Annotated in this window: 15 protein-coding genes and 1 pseudogene; 9 read left to right on the top strand and 7 right to left on the bottom strand. The window is 59.8% G+C overall.

What is annotated here, in order from left to right; all coding sequences use genetic code 11:
- Positions 1-14: 14 nt before the first annotated feature.
- Positions 15-410: a peptide-methionine (R)-S-oxide reductase MsrB gene (msrB, locus tag LOY38_RS09605; RefSeq protein ID WP_258699814.1), complete on the bottom strand. Its 396-nt coding sequence runs from the start codon at positions 408-410 to the stop codon at positions 15-17.
- 226 nt (positions 411-636) lie between these two features.
- On the opposite strand from msrB, the gene LOY38_RS09600 reads away from it, so the two are divergent.
- Positions 637-1,848: a pyridoxal phosphate-dependent aminotransferase gene (locus tag LOY38_RS09600; protein WP_258700690.1), complete on the top strand. Its 1,212-nt coding sequence runs from the start codon at positions 637-639 to the stop codon at positions 1,846-1,848.
- 316 nt (positions 1,849-2,164) lie between these two features.
- On the top strand, positions 2,165-3,052 hold the full coding sequence (htpX, locus tag LOY38_RS09595; protein WP_007940016.1) for a protease HtpX: 888 nt from the start codon (positions 2,165-2,167) through the stop codon (positions 3,050-3,052).
- Positions 3,053-3,240: 188 nt separating this feature from the next.
- On the opposite strand, the gene LOY38_RS09590 is transcribed toward htpX, so the two are convergent.
- Positions 3,241-3,897 (bottom strand): thiopurine S-methyltransferase, encoded by a 657-nt coding sequence (locus tag LOY38_RS09590; RefSeq protein WP_258699813.1) that lies wholly within the window; start codon positions 3,895-3,897, stop codon positions 3,241-3,243.
- Between the two features lie 103 nt (positions 3,898-4,000).
- Between LOY38_RS09590 and LOY38_RS09585 the strand changes: the two genes are divergently transcribed.
- A complete protein-coding gene (locus LOY38_RS09585) occupies positions 4,001-4,768 on the top strand; it encodes a class III extradiol ring-cleavage dioxygenase (RefSeq protein WP_258699812.1) in 768 nt (255 codons plus the stop codon).
- 186 nt (positions 4,769-4,954) lie between these two features.
- On the opposite strand, the pseudogene LOY38_RS09580 reads toward LOY38_RS09585, so the two are convergent.
- Positions 4,955-6,662: pseudogene (locus LOY38_RS09580) on the bottom strand (DEAD/DEAH box helicase).
- 386 nt (positions 6,663-7,048) lie between these two features.
- On the opposite strand from LOY38_RS09580, the gene LOY38_RS09575 reads away from it, so the two are divergent.
- Positions 7,049-7,840: a crotonase/enoyl-CoA hydratase family protein gene (locus LOY38_RS09575; RefSeq protein ID WP_258699811.1), complete on the top strand. Its 792-nt coding sequence runs from the start codon at positions 7,049-7,051 to the stop codon at positions 7,838-7,840.
- 138 nt (positions 7,841-7,978) lie between these two features.
- Here LOY38_RS09575 and LOY38_RS09570 read toward each other — a convergent pair whose 3' ends face one another.
- Positions 7,979-8,734: a spermidine synthase gene (locus LOY38_RS09570; RefSeq protein WP_258699810.1), complete on the bottom strand. Its 756-nt coding sequence runs from the start codon at positions 8,732-8,734 to the stop codon at positions 7,979-7,981.
- A 148-nt stretch (positions 8,735-8,882) separates the two neighbouring features.
- Between LOY38_RS09570 and LOY38_RS09565 the strand changes: the two genes are divergently transcribed.
- Entirely contained in the window at positions 8,883-10,229 is a 1,347-nt protein-coding gene (locus tag LOY38_RS09565) for a class II 3-deoxy-7-phosphoheptulonate synthase (RefSeq protein ID WP_258699809.1), read from the top strand.
- 131 nt (positions 10,230-10,360) lie between these two features.
- On the opposite strand, the gene LOY38_RS09560 is transcribed toward LOY38_RS09565, so the two are convergent.
- Together LOY38_RS09560 and LOY38_RS09555 are read right to left on the bottom strand one after the other, a co-directional pair.
- Complete coding sequence (locus LOY38_RS09560) at positions 10,361-11,590, bottom strand: winged helix-turn-helix domain-containing protein (RefSeq protein ID WP_258699808.1); 1,230 nt, start codon at positions 11,588-11,590, stop codon at positions 10,361-10,363.
- Between the two features lie 64 nt (positions 11,591-11,654).
- Positions 11,655-11,870, bottom strand: a complete 216-nt coding sequence (locus LOY38_RS09555; RefSeq protein WP_258699807.1) for a DUF1127 domain-containing protein — start codon at positions 11,868-11,870, stop codon at positions 11,655-11,657.
- A 96-nt stretch (positions 11,871-11,966) separates the two neighbouring features.
- Here LOY38_RS09555 and LOY38_RS09550 point away from each other — a divergent pair, with 96 nt between their 5' ends.
- The gene (locus tag LOY38_RS09550) at positions 11,967-12,821 is read left to right on the top strand and encodes a LysR substrate-binding domain-containing protein (RefSeq protein WP_258699806.1); all 855 of its coding nucleotides are present in this window, start codon (positions 11,967-11,969) and stop codon (positions 12,819-12,821) included.
- On the opposite strand, the gene LOY38_RS09545 is transcribed toward LOY38_RS09550, so the two are convergent.
- Positions 12,811-13,545, bottom strand: a complete 735-nt coding sequence (locus tag LOY38_RS09545; protein ID WP_258700689.1) for a sulfite exporter TauE/SafE family protein — start codon at positions 13,543-13,545, stop codon at positions 12,811-12,813. The two genes, LOY38_RS09550 and LOY38_RS09545, sit on opposite strands and share 11 nt — an antisense overlap.
- A gap of 125 nt (positions 13,546-13,670) precedes the next feature.
- Here LOY38_RS09545 and LOY38_RS09540 point away from each other — a divergent pair, with 125 nt between their 5' ends.
- The 3 genes from LOY38_RS09540 to LOY38_RS09530 all read left to right on the top strand — a co-directional run bounded on the left by LOY38_RS09540 (position 13,671) and on the right by LOY38_RS09530 (position 15,932).
- Complete coding sequence (locus LOY38_RS09540; protein WP_258699805.1) at positions 13,671-14,627, top strand: LysR family transcriptional regulator; 957 nt, start codon at positions 13,671-13,673, stop codon at positions 14,625-14,627.
- Between the two features lie 69 nt (positions 14,628-14,696).
- Positions 14,697-15,158 (top strand): MarR family winged helix-turn-helix transcriptional regulator, encoded by a 462-nt coding sequence (locus tag LOY38_RS09535; protein WP_258700688.1) that lies wholly within the window; start codon positions 14,697-14,699, stop codon positions 15,156-15,158.
- 354 nt (positions 15,159-15,512) lie between these two features.
- Positions 15,513-15,932 carry an organic hydroperoxide resistance protein gene (locus tag LOY38_RS09530; protein ID WP_008009416.1) on the top strand — a complete coding sequence of 140 codons (420 nt, stop codon included), beginning with the start codon at positions 15,513-15,515 and terminating at the stop codon, positions 15,930-15,932.
- Positions 15,933-15,953: the final 21 nt, after the last annotated feature.

Raw genomic sequence — 15,953 nt, 5'->3', positions numbered from 1 at the left:
TACGCAGAAGTGGACTACCCGCGGGGAACGAGGTCCAGGCACACCGAGTTGATGCAATAACGCAGGCCAGTGGGCGGCGGACCGTCCGGGAACACATGCCCAAGGTGCGCATCGCATTTGGCGCAGACCACTTCAGTGCGGATCATGCCGTGGCTGACATCACGGATCTCGACCATCGCGCTGTCGCCGATCGGCGCGTAGAAGCTCGGCCAGCCGCAGCCGGAATCGAATTTGGTCTTTGAGTCGAACAGCGGTGCGGTGCAACAAATGCAGTGGTAAACACCGTCGACTTTGCTGTCGTTGTACTTACCGGAGAACGGTCGTTCGGTGCCCTTGAGGCGGCAAACGTTGTACTGCTCCGGATCGAGCATGGCCCGCCATTCTTCCAGGGTTTTTTCCAACTTTTCCATCATCACACCTCAGCAGCTGAAAAAGCCCGATCTGTATCTTTTCCACGGATCGGGCGGCACGTATGATTGCGCCTCGTCAAACGCCAGTCTGGCAGCCAGACCACGCGCATTCAAACGGATTTATGAGTGCCGTCACCCACGGCGTCAGGCCTGTGTGAATACGCAGGATTCCCAGCACGGTCGTTCATACGCCGCCTGGATCGTTCATTTTCGGGAATACATCGCCATGCAGGTCAGCAAATCGAACAAGCTCGCCAACGTCTGCTACGACATTCGCGGCCCAGTGCTCAAGCACGCCAAACGCCTGGAAGAGGAAGGCCATCGCATCCTCAAGCTGAACATCGGCAACCCGGCCCCCTTTGGTTTCGAAGCACCGGATGAAATCCTTCAGGACGTGATCCGCAATCTGCCGACCGCCCAGGGCTATAGCGACTCCAAGGGGCTGTTCAGTGCCCGCAAGGCCGTGATGCAGTACTACCAGCAAAAGCAGGTGGAAGGCGTCGGCATTGAAGACATTTATCTGGGCAACGGCGTTTCCGAGCTGATCGTGATGTCGATGCAGGCCTTGCTCAACAACGGCGACGAAGTACTGGTGCCAGCTCCCGACTATCCGCTGTGGACCGCCGCAGTGAGCCTGGCGGGCGGCAACCCGGTGCATTACCTGTGCGATGAACAGGCCAACTGGTGGCCGGACCTGGCTGACATCAAGGCCAAGATCACCCCGAACACCAAGGCTCTGGTGATCATCAACCCGAACAACCCCACCGGTTCGGTGTATTCCAAAGAAGTGCTGCTGGGCATGCTGGAACTGGCCCGTCAGCACAATCTGGTGGTGTTCTCCGACGAAATCTACGACAAGATCCTGTACGACGACGCCGTGCACATCTGCACCGCCTCGCTGGCGCCGGACCTGCTGTGCATGACCTTCAACGGTCTGTCCAAGTCCTATCGCGTGGCCGGTTTCCGTTCCGGCTGGGTCGCCATTTCCGGCCCGAAACACCACGCCCAGAGCTACATCGAAGGCATCGATATACTGGCCAACATGCGCCTGTGTGCCAACGTGCCGAGCCAGCACGCGATTCAGACCGCACTGGGCGGCTACCAGAGCATCAATGACCTGGTATTGCCTCAGGGGCGTCTGCTGGAACAGCGCAATCGTACCTGGGAATTGCTGAACGACATTCCGGGCGTGAGCTGCGTCAAGCCAATGGGCGCGCTGTATGCCTTCCCGCGGATCGACCCGAAAGTCTGCCCGATCCACAACGACGAGAAATTCGTGCTTGACCTGCTGCTCTCGGAGAAGCTGCTGGTGGTACAAGGCACGGCCTTCAACTGGCCATGGCCGGACCACTTCCGCGTGGTCACCCTGCCACGGGTCGACGACCTGGATCAGGCCATTGGCCGGATCGGTAACTTCCTCAAGTCCTACCGCCAGTAAGTGACCTGTCACCGTGCGACGCTTGCGAAAGTCGCACGGTGATTAATTCAGCAACATATCTTTGCACCCTGCCGAACATTGTTGCTTCAAGCCCTGACTGGCGACTTGACTCGTGACCGCGTCTAACAACGACGGGGCCTGCGAGGTTAATCGGCTGACAAACACTTCCCATGCCGACGTCGGAAATGCCCTTCATGCGGCTAAACTGTTGCCGTAGGACACAGTTTGAAATAGTCACCCTGTTGAATAGCCCGGTGCAGCACCTTATATACCCCGCAGTACGCTACATCTTTAGCACGAGGAGATTTCTACAACCATGATGCGCATTTTGCTGTTTTTGGCCACTAACCTGGCGGTCGTGCTGATTGCCAGCATCACCCTGAGCCTTTTCGGCTTCAACGGGTTCATGGCGGCCAACGGGGTTGATCTCAACCTCAATCAGCTGCTGATTTTCTGTGCGGTCTTTGGTTTCGCCGGTTCCCTGTTCTCGCTGTTCATCTCCAAGTGGATGGCGAAGATGAGTACCAGCACCCAGATCATCAGCCAGCCGCGCACCCGGCACGAGCAATGGCTGCTGCAAACCGTCGAGCAACTGTCCCGCGAAGCCGGAATCAAGATGCCCGAAGTCGGTATTTTCCCGGCCTATGAAGCCAATGCCTTCGCCACCGGCTGGAACAAGAACGATGCACTGGTCGCAGTCAGCCAGGGCTTGCTCGAGCGCTTCTCGCCGGATGAAGTGAAAGCCGTTCTGGCCCACGAAATCGGCCATGTGGCCAATGGCGACATGGTCACCCTGGCGTTGATCCAGGGCGTGGTGAACACCTTCGTGATGTTCTTCGCCCGGATCATCGGCAACTTTGTCGACAAGGTGATCTTCAAGAACGAAGAAGGCCAGGGCATCGCCTATTACGTGGCGACCATCTTCGCCGAACTGGTTCTGGGCATCCTGGCCAGCGCCATCGTCATGTGGTTCTCGCGCAAACGCGAATTCCGCGCCGACGAAGCCGGCGCAAGCCTGGCCGGCACCAGCGCAATGATCGGTGCCCTGCAGCGTCTGCGTGCAGAGCAAGGGCTACCGGTGCACATGCCGGACACCCTGAATGCCTTCGGCATCAACGGTGGCCTCAAACAAGGGTTTGCCCGTATGTTCATGAGCCACCCACCGCTGGAAGAACGCATCGACGCACTGCGTCGTCGGGGCTGACAGGCTCCGCACTAAAAGAAAAGGCCCGCAGTGAATGCGGGCCTTTTTTTTCTGTTTGATTAATGCGGTGTTCATCAGGGCCTCTTCGCGGGCAAGCCTCGCTCCCACAGTGGACCGCGTCTATTCAGATCACTCGGTAACTGTGGGAGCGGGCTTGCCCGCGAAGAGGCCAACAAACTCAACACACCTTAATGGCTGGAAACCCGATAAACCCGCTCTTCAAGCCGCGTGACACCGGCGTCGAGAAACTTCCCGCTCTCACCCAGGACGTCCTGGTCTTCCAGAATCTTCAGCGCCCACACATCGCCGAACAACCGTTGCACCTCATCATCCAGCACTGCGAAGGGCGGCCCATCCATCTGCGTCTGGTCGTAATCCAGGGTAATCAATAGCCCCAGAGAATCCTTCGGAAGAATCCGCTTCAGATGCTCGGCATATCGCTCACGCATCGCCGGCGGCAAGGCGATCAACGCCGCGCGGTCGTACAGCGCGCTGCAATCGGCGACATCGCCTGCCGTCAACTCGAAGAAATCACCGCACCACAGCTCGATCGACCCCGCCCGATAGACCTTGAACGGCCCCTGCTCACTGACGTCCGGGTCAAATTGATGCTCATTGAAGAAGTCCTCCACGGCCTTTTCCGACAGTTCAATCCCCAAGACCTCATGACCTCGGTGCGCCAGCCACAACAGATCCAGACTTTTCCCACACAGCGGCACCAGCACGCGAGCGCCCTCTTCCAGGCTCAACGCTGGCCAGAACCGTTGCAGATAAGGATTCACTTCCGGCAGATGAAAGCCGATCTGATTCGACGCCCATCGTTTGTGCCAAAACTCCGGCTGCATAATTAACCCCGAAAAACTCGATCAAAAGACCCTAAAACTTATATTAGATTTAGATCAATGATCTGACTGAAGATGGTGCCATCTTACTCTCAGGAGCTCATTCATGTTCCCCAGTCTGTATATCTCTCATGGCTCCCCCATGCTAGCCCTGGAACCCGGCGCCAGCGGACCGGCCCTCGCTCGTCTGGCCGTCGCATTGCCGAAACCCAAGGCCATCGTGATGGTTTCCGCGCACTGGGAAAGCAGCGAACTGTTGGTCAGCGGCAATCCCCAGCCTGAAACCTGGCACGACTTCGGCGGATTTCCCCAGGCCTTGTTCGAGGTGCAGTACCCGGCACCCGGCAATCCACAACTGGCGGCGCAGGTTGTCGAGCTGCTGAAGGCCGACGGCCTGCCTGCACGCATCGACACCCAGCGACCGTTCGACCATGGCGCTTGGGTACCCTTGTCGTTGATGTATCCGCAGGCCGATATCCCGGTGGTGCAGGTCTCACTGCCCACTCGTGGTGGCCCGGCCCTGCAAACCCGCATCGGCCATGCCCTGGCCAGCCTGCGCGAACACGGTGTGCTGTTGATCGGCTCCGGCAGCATCACCCACAACCTGCGGGAACTGGACTGGCACGCCGGCCCGGAAAGCGTCGAACCCTGGGCCAAGGCGTTCCGCGACTGGATGATCGAAAAACTCGAAGCGAACGACGAAGCCGCGTTGCACGACTATCGTCAGCAAGCGCCGAACGCTGTGCGCAACCACCCGAGCGACGAGCATCTGCTGCCGCTGTACTTTGCCCGCGCGGCCGGGGGTGAGTTCAGCATTGCGCATCAGGGGTTCACCATGGGGGCGTTGGGTATGGACATTTATCGCTTTGGCTGACAGGTAGACCGAGGCGTCCTCATCGCGAGCAGGCTCGCTCCCACATTGGAATGCGTTTCCCTGTGGGAGCGAGCCTGCTCGCGATGGGGACGACGCCGCTCAACAGCCATGAACAAAACAGCAGACAAAAAAATCCCCGAACCTGTCGGGGATTTTTTATGTGCGATCAATCAGCCCGAGAGCGGATCAATCTTCGCGATAGCGACGCAGCTTCAACTGCTTACCGGCAACGCGAGTGTCCTTCAGCTTGGTCAGCAGACGCTCCAGACCATCTTCCGGCAGCTCGACGAGGCTGAAGCTGTCACGCACCTGGATGCGACCGATAGCTTCACGCGCCAGACCACCTTCGTTGAGGATGGCGCCCAGCAGGTTCTTGGCAGCGATACCATCACGCGCACCCAGCGCGGTACGGCAACGAGCACGGCCTTCAGCCAGCGGGATCGGAGCACGACGCTCGCGGTCACCACGGTCCGGACGATCACCGGAACGCTCTGGACGATCGCCACGCGGTGCATTGTTCGGCACCAGTGGACGTTCTTTTTCGATCGCGGCCAGGGTCAGCGCTTGACCGTTGGTAGCCTTGCGCAGCAGGGCTGCGGCCAGGGCACGCGGGCTGCAACCGATGTCGGCAGTCAGACGATCCAGCAGATCACCGTGAGTCGATTCGGCATCAGCGACCAGTGGCGACAGGCTGTTGGTCAGTTTCTTGATGCGGGCATCGAGAACGGCCTGAGCGTCCGGCAGGCGAACTTCGGCCACTTTCTGACCGGTAACACGCTCGATCACTTGCAGCATGCGGCGCTCACGAGGAGTCACCAGCAGCAGTGCGCGACCTTCGCGACCGGCACGGCCGGTACGGCCGATACGGTGAACGTAGGATTCCGGGTCGTACGGCATATCAACGTTGAACACGTGAGTGATACGCGGAACGTCCAGGCCACGAGCGGCAACGTCGGTCGCCACAACGATGTCCAGACGGCCATCCTTGAGGGATTCGATCACGCGCTCACGCTGGTTCTGAGCAATGTCACCGTTCAGCGCAGCGGCTTTGTAGCCTTTGGCTTCCAGGGCACTGGCCAGGTCCAGGGTCGCTTGCTTGGTGCGCACGAACATGATCAGGGCGTCGAAATCTTCCACTTCCAGCAAGCTGAGAACGGCAGAGGTCTTCTGGTCAGCGTGAACCAACAGGTGAGCCTGTTCGATCGCGGTAACGGTCTGAGTCTTGCTCTGGATCTTCACGTGCTTCGGATCGCGCAGGTGGCGCTCGGCGATGGCACGGATCGATTGCGGCAAGGTGGCCGAGAACAATACGGTCTGACGGGTTTCCGGCATGGCCTTGAAGATAACTTCCAGGTCGTCCATGAAGCCCAGCTTGAGCATTTCGTCCGCTTCGTCGAGAACCAGGTGGTTCACGGTAGCCAGGACTTTTTCGTCGCGACGCAGGTGGTCGCACAGACGACCCGGAGTGGCGACAACGATCTGTGCGCCATTACGGATTGCTTTCAATTGTGGGCCCATCGGCGCGCCGCCGTAGACAGCCACAACAGTTACACCCGGCATTTGCTTGGCGTAGGTTTCGAAAGCGGTTGCAACTTGTAGCGCCAACTCACGAGTTGGGGCCAGGATCAGAGCTTGCGGCTCGCGCTTGGACGGATCAATGCGGTGCAGGATCGGCAGGGCAAAGGCAGCGGTTTTACCGGTACCGGTTTGCGCCTGGCCAATCATATCGTGACCGGCGAGAATGATCGGGATCGACTGCTGCTGAATGGCCGAAGGCTCTTCATAGCCGGTAGCGACTACTGCAGCGACAATATTAGGGTGAAGTTCAAGAGCGGCGAAGCCGCCGATTTCCTGGGTCATGGGTCTGCCTCTAAGTGCATCCGCAAAGACCCATGCTCCAAAGCTGCACATGCCGTGTTGAGACTCAAGAGTCGCCCTGGCAGCTTTGTCGGCGGGGATTTGCGAAAACGAATGAATGAAAAGAATCGTCAAGGAAGAGTCCGCTGGGGACGTGCAGCCGAAGCTGGCTTCGGGGAATTGCGCTACCTAAACGCGGCCCGGTTAAAGGCCGGCGCGCACTATACCGGAATTCGCCAAAAAAGGGAGCTTTTTTTATCGGAAAAAACCCGCGTACACCGTTGTGTCACAGGCTTTGCGGATTATCGTGCGACAGTCCATTTTGCAAAGGCCCGGCCCTGCTGGCGATGGCGCTAAAACGGTTCACCGTGGTGACGCAGACCTTCGGTCTCATATCCCCCCTCCCCACCGAGGAAACGCTCCATGAATCAGCCCAGCCCCAGTCGTGTAACCCGTGAACGGCACGGTCATGTCCTGATGATCGGCCTGGATCGGGTGGCCAAACGCAATGCCTTCGACCTCGACCTGCTCAACGAACTCAGCCTGGCCTATGGCGAGTTCGAGGCTGACAGTGAAGCGCGGGTGGCGGTGGTGTTCGGCCATGGCGAGCATTTCACTGCGGGGCTCGATCTGGTCAGCACCGGCACGGCCCTGGCCGAAGGCTGGCAGCCACCGCCCGGTGGCTGCGATCCATGGGGCGTGTTCACCGGCCCCCGAGCCAGCAAACCGGTGATTGTCGCGGCGCAAGGCTACTGCCTGACCGTAGGTATCGAGTTGATGCTGGCCTCCGACATCAACCTGTGCGCCAGCAACACCCGCTTTGCCCAGAAGGAAGTGCAGCGCGGGATCTTCCCGTTCGGTGGCGCCACCTTGCGTCTGCATCAGGTCGCTGGCTGGGGCAATGCCATGCGCTGGTTGCTGACCGGCGATGAATTCGACGCGCATGACGCCTTGCATCTGGGCCTGGTGCAGGAAGTCATGGCCAGCGAGGGCTTGTTGCCACGGGCGGTCGAGTTGGCGGAGCGGATTGCCCGACAGGCGCCGCTGGGGGTTCAGGCAACGTTGATGTCTGCCCGGCAGGCGCGCTATGAGGGTGAGACGGCGGCGGCCCAGGCATTGCCGGCGCTGGTGAAGAAACTGCTGAATAGCGAGGATGCCAAGGAGGGTGTGCGTACGATGATCGAGAAGCGGCCGGGCGTATTCAAAGGGCTTTGAGGCATGTATTGACGAGCAGGATGCTTTCGCGAGCAAGCCCGCCCCCACATTCGATCTTCGTCGGTCGCAAATTTGCGCTTCTACTCGGTCAACTGTGAGAGCGGACTTGCTCGCGAAGGGGCCCGAACAGGCAACGCCTTATGTCGCCGGCCGAATATCCTTGATCAACGACTGCAACGAATACCCCAATCGCGGCGCCAGACCTTCAGCGCGAGCGATCAGCCCGTCCATGTCCAGCGCCTGGTCCAGCTCCGATGGCACGATCAGAATCACGTTGCCCTCCTTCACCGGCAGTTCCCAGTAATGCCGATGATAGAGGCCGCGCAACAACGCCGCCCCCAGCGGTTTGCCGTCGTCGGTGGCCCACTGGTTGATCACCAGCCAGCCACCCGGATTCAAGCGTTTCTGACAGTTTTCCAGAAAGCTCCAGGCCAGATGCCCGACACCGGGCCCGACATCGGTATAGAGATCGACGAAAATCAGATCGGCCGGTTCAGCCGTATCGAGCAACTCCAGCGCATCGCCGACGCGGATATACAGCCGCGGATCATCATCCAGGCCGAGGTATTCGATGGCCAGCCGCGGCACGTCGGGACGCAGCTCGATGGCTTCGACATCTTCCAGCGGCAGGAACTTCAGGCAGGCCTGGGTCAGTGTGCCGGCGCCAAGCCCGAGGAACAGCGCGCTGTCCGGCTGTTCGTGGCACAGCGCGCCAATCAGCATCGCCCGGGTGTAATCGTACTCGAGCCAGCTCGGGTCGGCGGTGAACACGCAGCTCTGTTCGATGGCGTCACCGAACTCCAGAAAACGGTAATCGGCCACTTCCAGCACGCGAATCACGCCGAACTCATCCTGTACCTCGGCGAGCAGATGCTCGACGCGCTCCTCAGTCATTTCGTCTCCTGATCGTTACCGGCCCCGGCAACGCAATAAACCGCAACATAAAGCGGCAAAGGCACGATTGTCCGCGAAGCGACGGGAACAGGTCACGCACTAATTGCTGATAACATAACCGTCCGAGCGTAAAACACTAGAGACTGCAATGAGCCAACCCTGGAGCCCTGACAGCTGGCGCGCCCTGCCGATCCAGCAACAACCTCAATACCCCGACGCGGCGCATTTGCTGCACGTCGAGCAAACCCTGGCGAGCTATCCGCCGCTGGTGTTTGCCGGTGAAGCCCGGGAGTTGCGCCGTCAGTTTGCCGAAGTGACCCAGGGCCGGGCGTTTCTGTTACAGGGCGGCGACTGCGCCGAAAGCTTCGCCGAGTTCTCCGCCGCGAAAATTCGCGACACGTTTAAAGTGTTGCTGCAAATGGCGATCGTCATGACCTTCGCCGCCGGTTGCCCGGTGGTCAAAGTCGGACGCATGGCCGGCCAGTTCGCCAAACCCCGTTCGGCCAACGATGAAACCATCAACGGCGTGACGCTGCCGGCCTACCGTGGCGACATCGTCAACGGCATCGGGTTCGACGAAAAAAGCCGTGTGCCGGACCCGGACCGCCTGTTGCAGTCTTATCACCAGTCCACCGCGACCCTGAACCTGTTGCGCGCCTTTGCCCAGGGCGGTTTTGCCGACCTGCATCAGGTGCACAAGTGGAACCTGGACTTCATCGCCAACTCGGCGCTGGCCGAAAAATACAGCCACCTGGCTGATCGCATCGATGAAACCCTGGCCTTCATGCGCGCCTGCGGCATGGACAGTTCGCCGCAACTGCGTGAAACCAGTTTCTTCACCGCCCACGAAGCGTTGCTGCTGAACTACGAAGAAGCCTTCGTACGTCGCGACAGCCTGACCAACGACTACTACGACTGCTCGGCCCACATGCTGTGGATCGGCGACCGTACCCGTCAACTGGACGGTGCTCACGTCGAATTCCTGCGCGGGGTGCACAACCCGATCGGCGTGAAGGTCGGTCCGAGCACGAACCCTGAAGACCTGATTCGTTTGATCGACGTGCTCAACCCGGACAACGACCCGGGTCGCCTGAACCTGATTGCGCGGATGGGGGCGAACAAGGTTGGCGATCACTTGCCGCAACTGATTCGCGCAGTGCAACGCGAAGGCAAGCAGGTGCTTTGGAGTTCCGACCCGATGCACGGCAACACCATCAAGGCCAGCAGCGGCTACAAGACCCGCGACTTCGCGCAGATTCTTGGCGAGGTGAAACAGTTCTTCCAGGTTCACGAAGCGGAAGGCAGTTATGCCGGCGGCATCCACATCGAAATGACCGGGCAGAACGTCACCGAATGCATCGGCGGCGCGCGGCCGATTACCGAGGATGGGTTGTCAGATCGCTACCACACCCACTGCGACCCACGGATGAATGCCGATCAGTCGCTGGAATTGGCGTTTTTGATTGCTGAAACCCTGAAGCAGGTTCGGCGGTGAGTCATTAGGTTTTTTATTGCCTGACAGACCACCATCGCGGGCAAGCCCGCTCCCACAATGACCGCGTCGTTCACAAATCATGTGTCTGGCGCGACTCCTGTGGGAGCGGGCTTGCCCGCGATAGCGTCGGTTCAATCGCCCTCAATCTGTGCCAATGCCACCCGCAATCTTGCCGCACTCGCCCGCGGGCAATTCAACTGAACCTGCGCCAGCCCCAACCAATCGGCCATCTGCCGCAGATTGACCGCTAACGCCAGCATCCCCGCCTCATCCAGCCCCGGCGCTTCCACATGCACGGCGTGCACCGCCAGCCGACCCAACGCTCGCTCGGCGCGCAAGTCGACCCGTGCGGCAATCCGCTCATGGTGCAAAAACGGCAATACGTAATAGCCGTAGATACGCTTGTGCTGCGGGGTATAAATCTCCAGCCGATAACGGAAATCGAACAATCGCTCGGTACGGCTGCGTTCCCAGATCAGCGAGTCGAACGGTGAAAGCAGCGCACTGGCCTCGACCTTGCGCGGCACCTTCGGCTCAGCCGGGCAATAGACTGGTTGCCGCCAGCCTTCAACCTCACACACCAGCAGATCGCCCTCCTCGACCAACTCCGCCAGCCGCGGTCGGCTGTCTGCCGGGCTAAAGCGAAAATAATCCCGCAGGTCCTTTTCCGTACCGACGCCCAACGCCGTGGCGGCATGCAGCAACAGCCCGCGCTGGGCCTGCGCCTCACTGAGCAAAGGCTGCTGGAGAATCGCCGAGGGAATGACCCGCTCCGGCAAATCATAAAGCCGTTCGAACCCACGCCGGCCGGCCACGGTCACTTCGCCGGCGGCGAACAGCCATTCCAGCGCATGCTTTTCGGCGCTCCAGTCCCACCAAGGCCCTGCCCGCTCCTGACGGGTCGACAAACTGCCCGCACCCAGCGCACCGAGTTCCTGAACCGACGCCAGCACGCGGCGAATCGTGTCCTGCCGTTCACGACCGAAACGCGCCAGTTGCTGATAGATGTCTTCGCCGCGGGTCGCGCGCTGCATGCGCCAACGCATCAGGGGAAACATCGACAAGGGCAGCAACGACGCTTCGTGACCCCAATACTCGAATAACGTGCGCCGACGCCCCTGACTCCAGGCAGCCTGATCGAGCAAGTCGGGTGAGTAATTGCCAAGACGGGAAAACAACGGAAGGTAGTGCGAACGCACCAACGCATTGACCGAATCGATCTGTAGAATGCCGAGGCGCTCGATCAACCGGTTGAGCTGAACCGGTTTGATCGCCGCCAGCGGCTGGCGCCCGTTGAACCCTTGGGCGGCCAGCGCCAGACGCCGAGCCTGTTTGAGGGAAAAGGACAGTGTGGCGGGCATGAGCATCTCCTTGTCTGCTCGCAACCTACCTCACCCGGAAGCGGTTTGTGTAGCGATGGAATGATCATTTATGCATCGGATCATCCCAGAATGGTCTTACCACCTCATGTTCAACATCTGCACGGGTCACGCCGATGTCCTTCAGTGCTTCGTCGCTCAAGCCCGCCAGCAATTCACGTTCACGGTGAAGTTCGTACCAGCGACTAAACTTGTGCAGCAGATCGGATACCGCGTGGATTGAGAATTTTTCTTGCGTTACATGCTCATTGTGACCTTTCATCGTGTAGCCCTCCTTTAGGGATGGCTCAAGTCTCGCGCTAGCGATAAGATCAATCCAACGAATGTTTCTGATGGAATACATCTCGGAGATTGATGGATGTCCGCTTACCCCAGTATCGACACCGATGTTCTGCGCACCTTCGTCGCGATCGCCGACCAGGGCGGCTTCACCCGCGCTGGTGAAATGGTCAACCGCACCCAGTCCGCGGTGAGCATGCAGATGAAGCGCCTCGAAGAGGACGTATTGCAGCGCCAGCTGTTCGAACGCGACGGACGCCAGGTCAAGTTGACCGCCGAAGGCCAGGTATTGCTGGGCTATGCGCGGCGTATCCTCAAACTCCACAGCGAAGTCTTCAATACCCTGCGCGAGCCGCACATGGTCGGCACAGTACGAATCGGCACCCCCGACGATTACGTCATGCGCTTTCTGCCAGGCATCCTGTCGCGCTTCGCGCAGTTTTACCCACTGATCCAGATCGAAGTTCATTGCGAATCGACCCGGCAACTGTTGCAACGCCAAGACCTGGACCTGTCCATCGTCACCCGCGAACCAGGTAACGAGATCGGCCAATTGTTGCGCAAGGAGCGTTTTGTCTGGGCCGAGGCCCAATGCTTCAGCGCCCACGAGCAAACACCGTTGCCGCTGGCGATGTTCAACAGCGATTGTTTCTGCCGCGCCTGGGCGTGCAATGCTCTGGACGCCATGGGCCGCGATTACCGCATTGCCTACAATAGCTCCAGCCTGTCGGCATTGATGGCGGTGGTCAGCGCGGGCCTGGCCATCACCGCGCAACTGGAAAGCCTGATCACGCCGGATATGCGCATCCTCGGCGCCGATCAGGGCCTGCCCCTGTTGCCGGAAGGCAGCATCATGCTGATCCGCAACCTGAACAACCCTTCGCCGATCACCGAATGCCTGGCCGAGCACATCGTCGAAGGTTTCAAACTTTAAAAGCGAGCATCACCGCACAGAACACCAGAAAACCACAGAACAGCCCGCGCAGTAGCCGCTCCGGCAATGCGTGGGCAATTCTCACGCCCCAACTGATGCTCATCAATCCGCCGACCGCCAATGGCAGACCGATCGTCCAGTTCACCTGATGATGCACCGCGTAGGTCATCAAGGTGACGCCCGTACTTGGCAATGCCAGTGCCAGGGACAAGCCCTGGGCAACCACTTGAGTGGTACCAAACAGGCTGGTCAACACCGGCGTTGCCACCACTGCCCCGCCCACTCCAAACAGTCCGCCCATCGTCCCGGAAGCCGCGCCGAGCACGCCCAGCCACGGCCAGGAATAGCGCATCTGCGAAGAGGCCGGTGCGTTGGTGGTGAACATTCGCATCAGGTTGTAGGCGGACAGAGCGATCAGGAAAGCGACGAAGCCCAAGCGCATGGTTTGCGCATCGATACCCACCGCCCAGATCGAACCGATCCAGGCGAAGCAAAACCCCATCGAGGCCAGTGGCAGCGCATGCCGCAATTCGATGCGATTGCGCTGGTGATAGCGCCACAGCGCCAGCATCACGTTCGGCACCACCATCACCAACGCCGTGCCTTGGGCAATCTGTTGATCAAGACCGCACCACACACCCAGCAGCGGGATTGCGACCAACCCGCCACCAATGCCGAAGAGCCCGCCGAGGGTTCCCAAGGCAGCACCAAAAACCAGATACATCACGAACTCAATCACAGGCGATTTTCCTCTTGTCAGGCCGTTCATCCTACGCAGTCGGCTCTGGCGGGGAAACGCACAGCAACGCACAATGGCTGTGCCAAATTCGCACAAGCGTTGACGAAGCCATGAATCCCAATCAATTGACTGAACAACTCGGCCTGTTTCTCGATGTGCTGGAAAGTGGCAGCTTTTCCGCCGCGTCCCGCCGCCATCCACTGACGCCATCGGCGGTGGCGCGACGCATCGACAGCCTGGAAAGCGCCGTTGGCAGCCAGTTGTTCATTCGCAGCACCCACGCGGTACGGGCTACTCCGGCCGGTTTGGCCTTTGCCGAGCGCGCGCGGCGGATCGTCGCAGAACTGCGGCTGGCCCGGGCGGAAGCGGTGTCCCTGAGCAACGCGCCGGAAGGCTTGATTCGGGTTGACGCACCGGCAGCGTTCGGACGACGACACCTGGCGCCGGCGATTGCCGATTTCCTGACGTTTTACCCAGGGCTCGACGTGCAATTGCACCTGATCGACAGCTTTGTCGACATGCAGGGCTCGAACCTGGGCAAGGTCGATCTGGTGCTGCGTGCCGGGCAAATGGCCGACACTCGGCTGGTGGCCACCCCGCTGGCGAGCATGGTGCGCATCGCCTGCGCCAGCCCCGATTATCTGCAACGCCGTGGGGTGCCGACCGATCCGGCGCAGTTGGTCGACCACGATGGTCTCGACTGGGAAGGCTTGGCTCCGCCGTTCGCCTGGCGCTTCGAGCGGGACGGGCAGATGCACTTGCACCGGCCTGCACGAATCCGCATGAGCGCCAACAATGCCGAGGCGCTGGTCTGCGGCGCACTGGCCGGGTTGGGCATCGCGCACCTGCCGACCTGGCTGGCCAGCGAATACTTATTACGCGGCGAACTGCTGCCGCTGTTCTGCGAAAACGGCCTGCCAAAACCGGAAAGCACCGGCATTTATGCGTTGCGCCTGGAGCAGCAACCCAGTTCGCGCAGCCGCTTGTTGCTGGAATACCTGAAGACCCGTTTCAGCCCCATCCCACCGTGGGATCTGGCGCTGCAAACCAATCTGGACCGCCACTAGTCCAGAATTATCTGGCGCATTAAAGATTCGCCCGCTAGATTCATGACGATCACTGATCAAGGCTTTGAAATGAACACCGAGCGCAACAACCCGGACAACTGTGACGACCTGCTGCTGGACAATCAGGTCTGCTTCGCCCTGCACTCCACCTCGCTGCTGATGACCAAGGTCTACAAGCCGCTGCTGCAAGCGCTGGGCCTGACGTATCCGCAGTACCTGGCGATGATGGTGTTGTGGGAAAAGGATGGGTTGACGGTCGGCGAAATCAGCACCCGGCTGTTGACCGATCCTGGCTCCCTCACCCCGTTGCTCAAGCGCCTGGAAGCCGAAGGCCTGCTGAGCCGCACCCGCAGCCGTGAAGACGAACGGGTGGTGATTGTCGAGCTCACCGAGCAAGGCCATGCGTTGCGAGACAAGGCCCGTGGCATTCCCCAGTGCATTCTCGGTGCCAGCGGACAAACACTGGAACAGTTGAAGAAGCTGCAAGCGGATCTTCAAGCGCTGCGCAATCACCTGCAAGACAGCCTCTAACCTCCAAAACACCACGAACCCCTTGTGGGAGCGAGCCTGCTCGCGATAGCGGAGTGACATTCAGCATTGATGTTGATTGGCACACCGCTATCGCGAGCAGGCTCGCTCCCACATTTGTTTTGTAGCGCTCTCAAAAATCCGTTTCTCCAACCCGGTCCTCGAAAAAAATTCCCCGCAAAAATCCCGCCTCGACAGCTCTAACTCAAGACTTTTAATCGCGCGCGCCTATTTCGGGTCAAATTTTCTTCAAAATTTATATTGCGCACTAAATATTTGCGAGCTACATTCACTTCGCACTTACTTAGCGCGCAAACATTTAGCGCAAAAATTCAAATCCAGAACGAGGCTCACACCATGCAAACGCTCTATACCGCAATCGCAACCTCCACCGGCGGCCGTGACGGTCGTGCAATCTCCAGCGACAACGTCCTCGACGTCAAACTCGCTACCCCGAAAGAACTCGGTGGTGCCGGCGGCGCGGCGACCAACCCTGAACAACTGTTTGCCGCCGGTTACTCCGCTTGCTTCATCGGCGCACTGAAATTCGTCGCCAGCCAGACCAAACGCAAAATCCCGGACGACGCCTCGATCACCGCCCATGTCGGCATCGGCCAGATCCCTGGCGGTTTCGGTCTGGACATCGACTTGCACATCAGCCTGCCGGGTCTTGAACAAGCCGACGCACAAAGCCTGGTCGAAGCCGCCCATCAGGTCTGCCCGTACTCCAACGCCACCCGTGGCAACGTCGATGTGCGCCTGCACGTTACCGTCTAACCGCTGATTTCCAGGCCCGAA

The organism is Pseudomonas sp. B21-015, from assembly GCF_024749285.1.
Classification (GTDB): domain Bacteria; phylum Pseudomonadota; class Gammaproteobacteria; order Pseudomonadales; family Pseudomonadaceae; genus Aquipseudomonas.
The sequence above is the reverse complement of the archived record's forward strand: the minus strand, read 5'-3'. Positions and strand labels throughout refer to the sequence as shown.

Bases quoted from the DNA above. Each gene is read 5' to 3' on its own strand.
- msrB (WP_258699814.1), bottom strand. From the start codon at position 410: ATGGAAAAGTTGGAAAAAACCCTGGAAGAATGGCGGGCCATGCTCGAT.
- LOY38_RS09600 (WP_258700690.1), top strand. From the start codon at position 637: ATGCAGGTCAGCAAATCGAACAAGCTCGCCAACGTCTGCTACGACATT.
- htpX (WP_007940016.1), top strand. From the start codon at position 2,165: ATGATGCGCATTTTGCTGTTTTTGGCCACTAACCTGGCGGTCGTGCTG.
- LOY38_RS09590 (WP_258699813.1), bottom strand. From the start codon at position 3,897: ATGCAGCCGGAGTTTTGGCACAAACGATGGGCGTCGAATCAGATCGGC.
- LOY38_RS09585 (WP_258699812.1), top strand. From the start codon at position 4,001: ATGTTCCCCAGTCTGTATATCTCTCATGGCTCCCCCATGCTAGCCCTG.
- LOY38_RS09575 (WP_258699811.1), top strand. From the start codon at position 7,049: ATGAATCAGCCCAGCCCCAGTCGTGTAACCCGTGAACGGCACGGTCAT.
- LOY38_RS09570 (WP_258699810.1), bottom strand. From the start codon at position 8,734: ATGACTGAGGAGCGCGTCGAGCATCTGCTCGCCGAGGTACAGGATGAG.
- LOY38_RS09565 (WP_258699809.1), top strand. From the start codon at position 8,883: ATGAGCCAACCCTGGAGCCCTGACAGCTGGCGCGCCCTGCCGATCCAG.
- LOY38_RS09560 (WP_258699808.1), bottom strand. From the start codon at position 11,590: ATGCCCGCCACACTGTCCTTTTCCCTCAAACAGGCTCGGCGTCTGGCG.
- LOY38_RS09555 (WP_258699807.1), bottom strand. From the start codon at position 11,870: ATGAAAGGTCACAATGAGCATGTAACGCAAGAAAAATTCTCAATCCAC.
- LOY38_RS09550 (WP_258699806.1), top strand. From the start codon at position 11,967: ATGTCCGCTTACCCCAGTATCGACACCGATGTTCTGCGCACCTTCGTC.
- LOY38_RS09545 (WP_258700689.1), bottom strand. From the start codon at position 13,545: ATGTATCTGGTTTTTGGTGCTGCCTTGGGAACCCTCGGCGGGCTCTTC.
- LOY38_RS09540 (WP_258699805.1), top strand. From the start codon at position 13,671: ATGAATCCCAATCAATTGACTGAACAACTCGGCCTGTTTCTCGATGTG.
- LOY38_RS09535 (WP_258700688.1), top strand. From the start codon at position 14,697: ATGAACACCGAGCGCAACAACCCGGACAACTGTGACGACCTGCTGCTG.
- LOY38_RS09530 (WP_008009416.1), top strand. From the start codon at position 15,513: ATGCAAACGCTCTATACCGCAATCGCAACCTCCACCGGCGGCCGTGAC.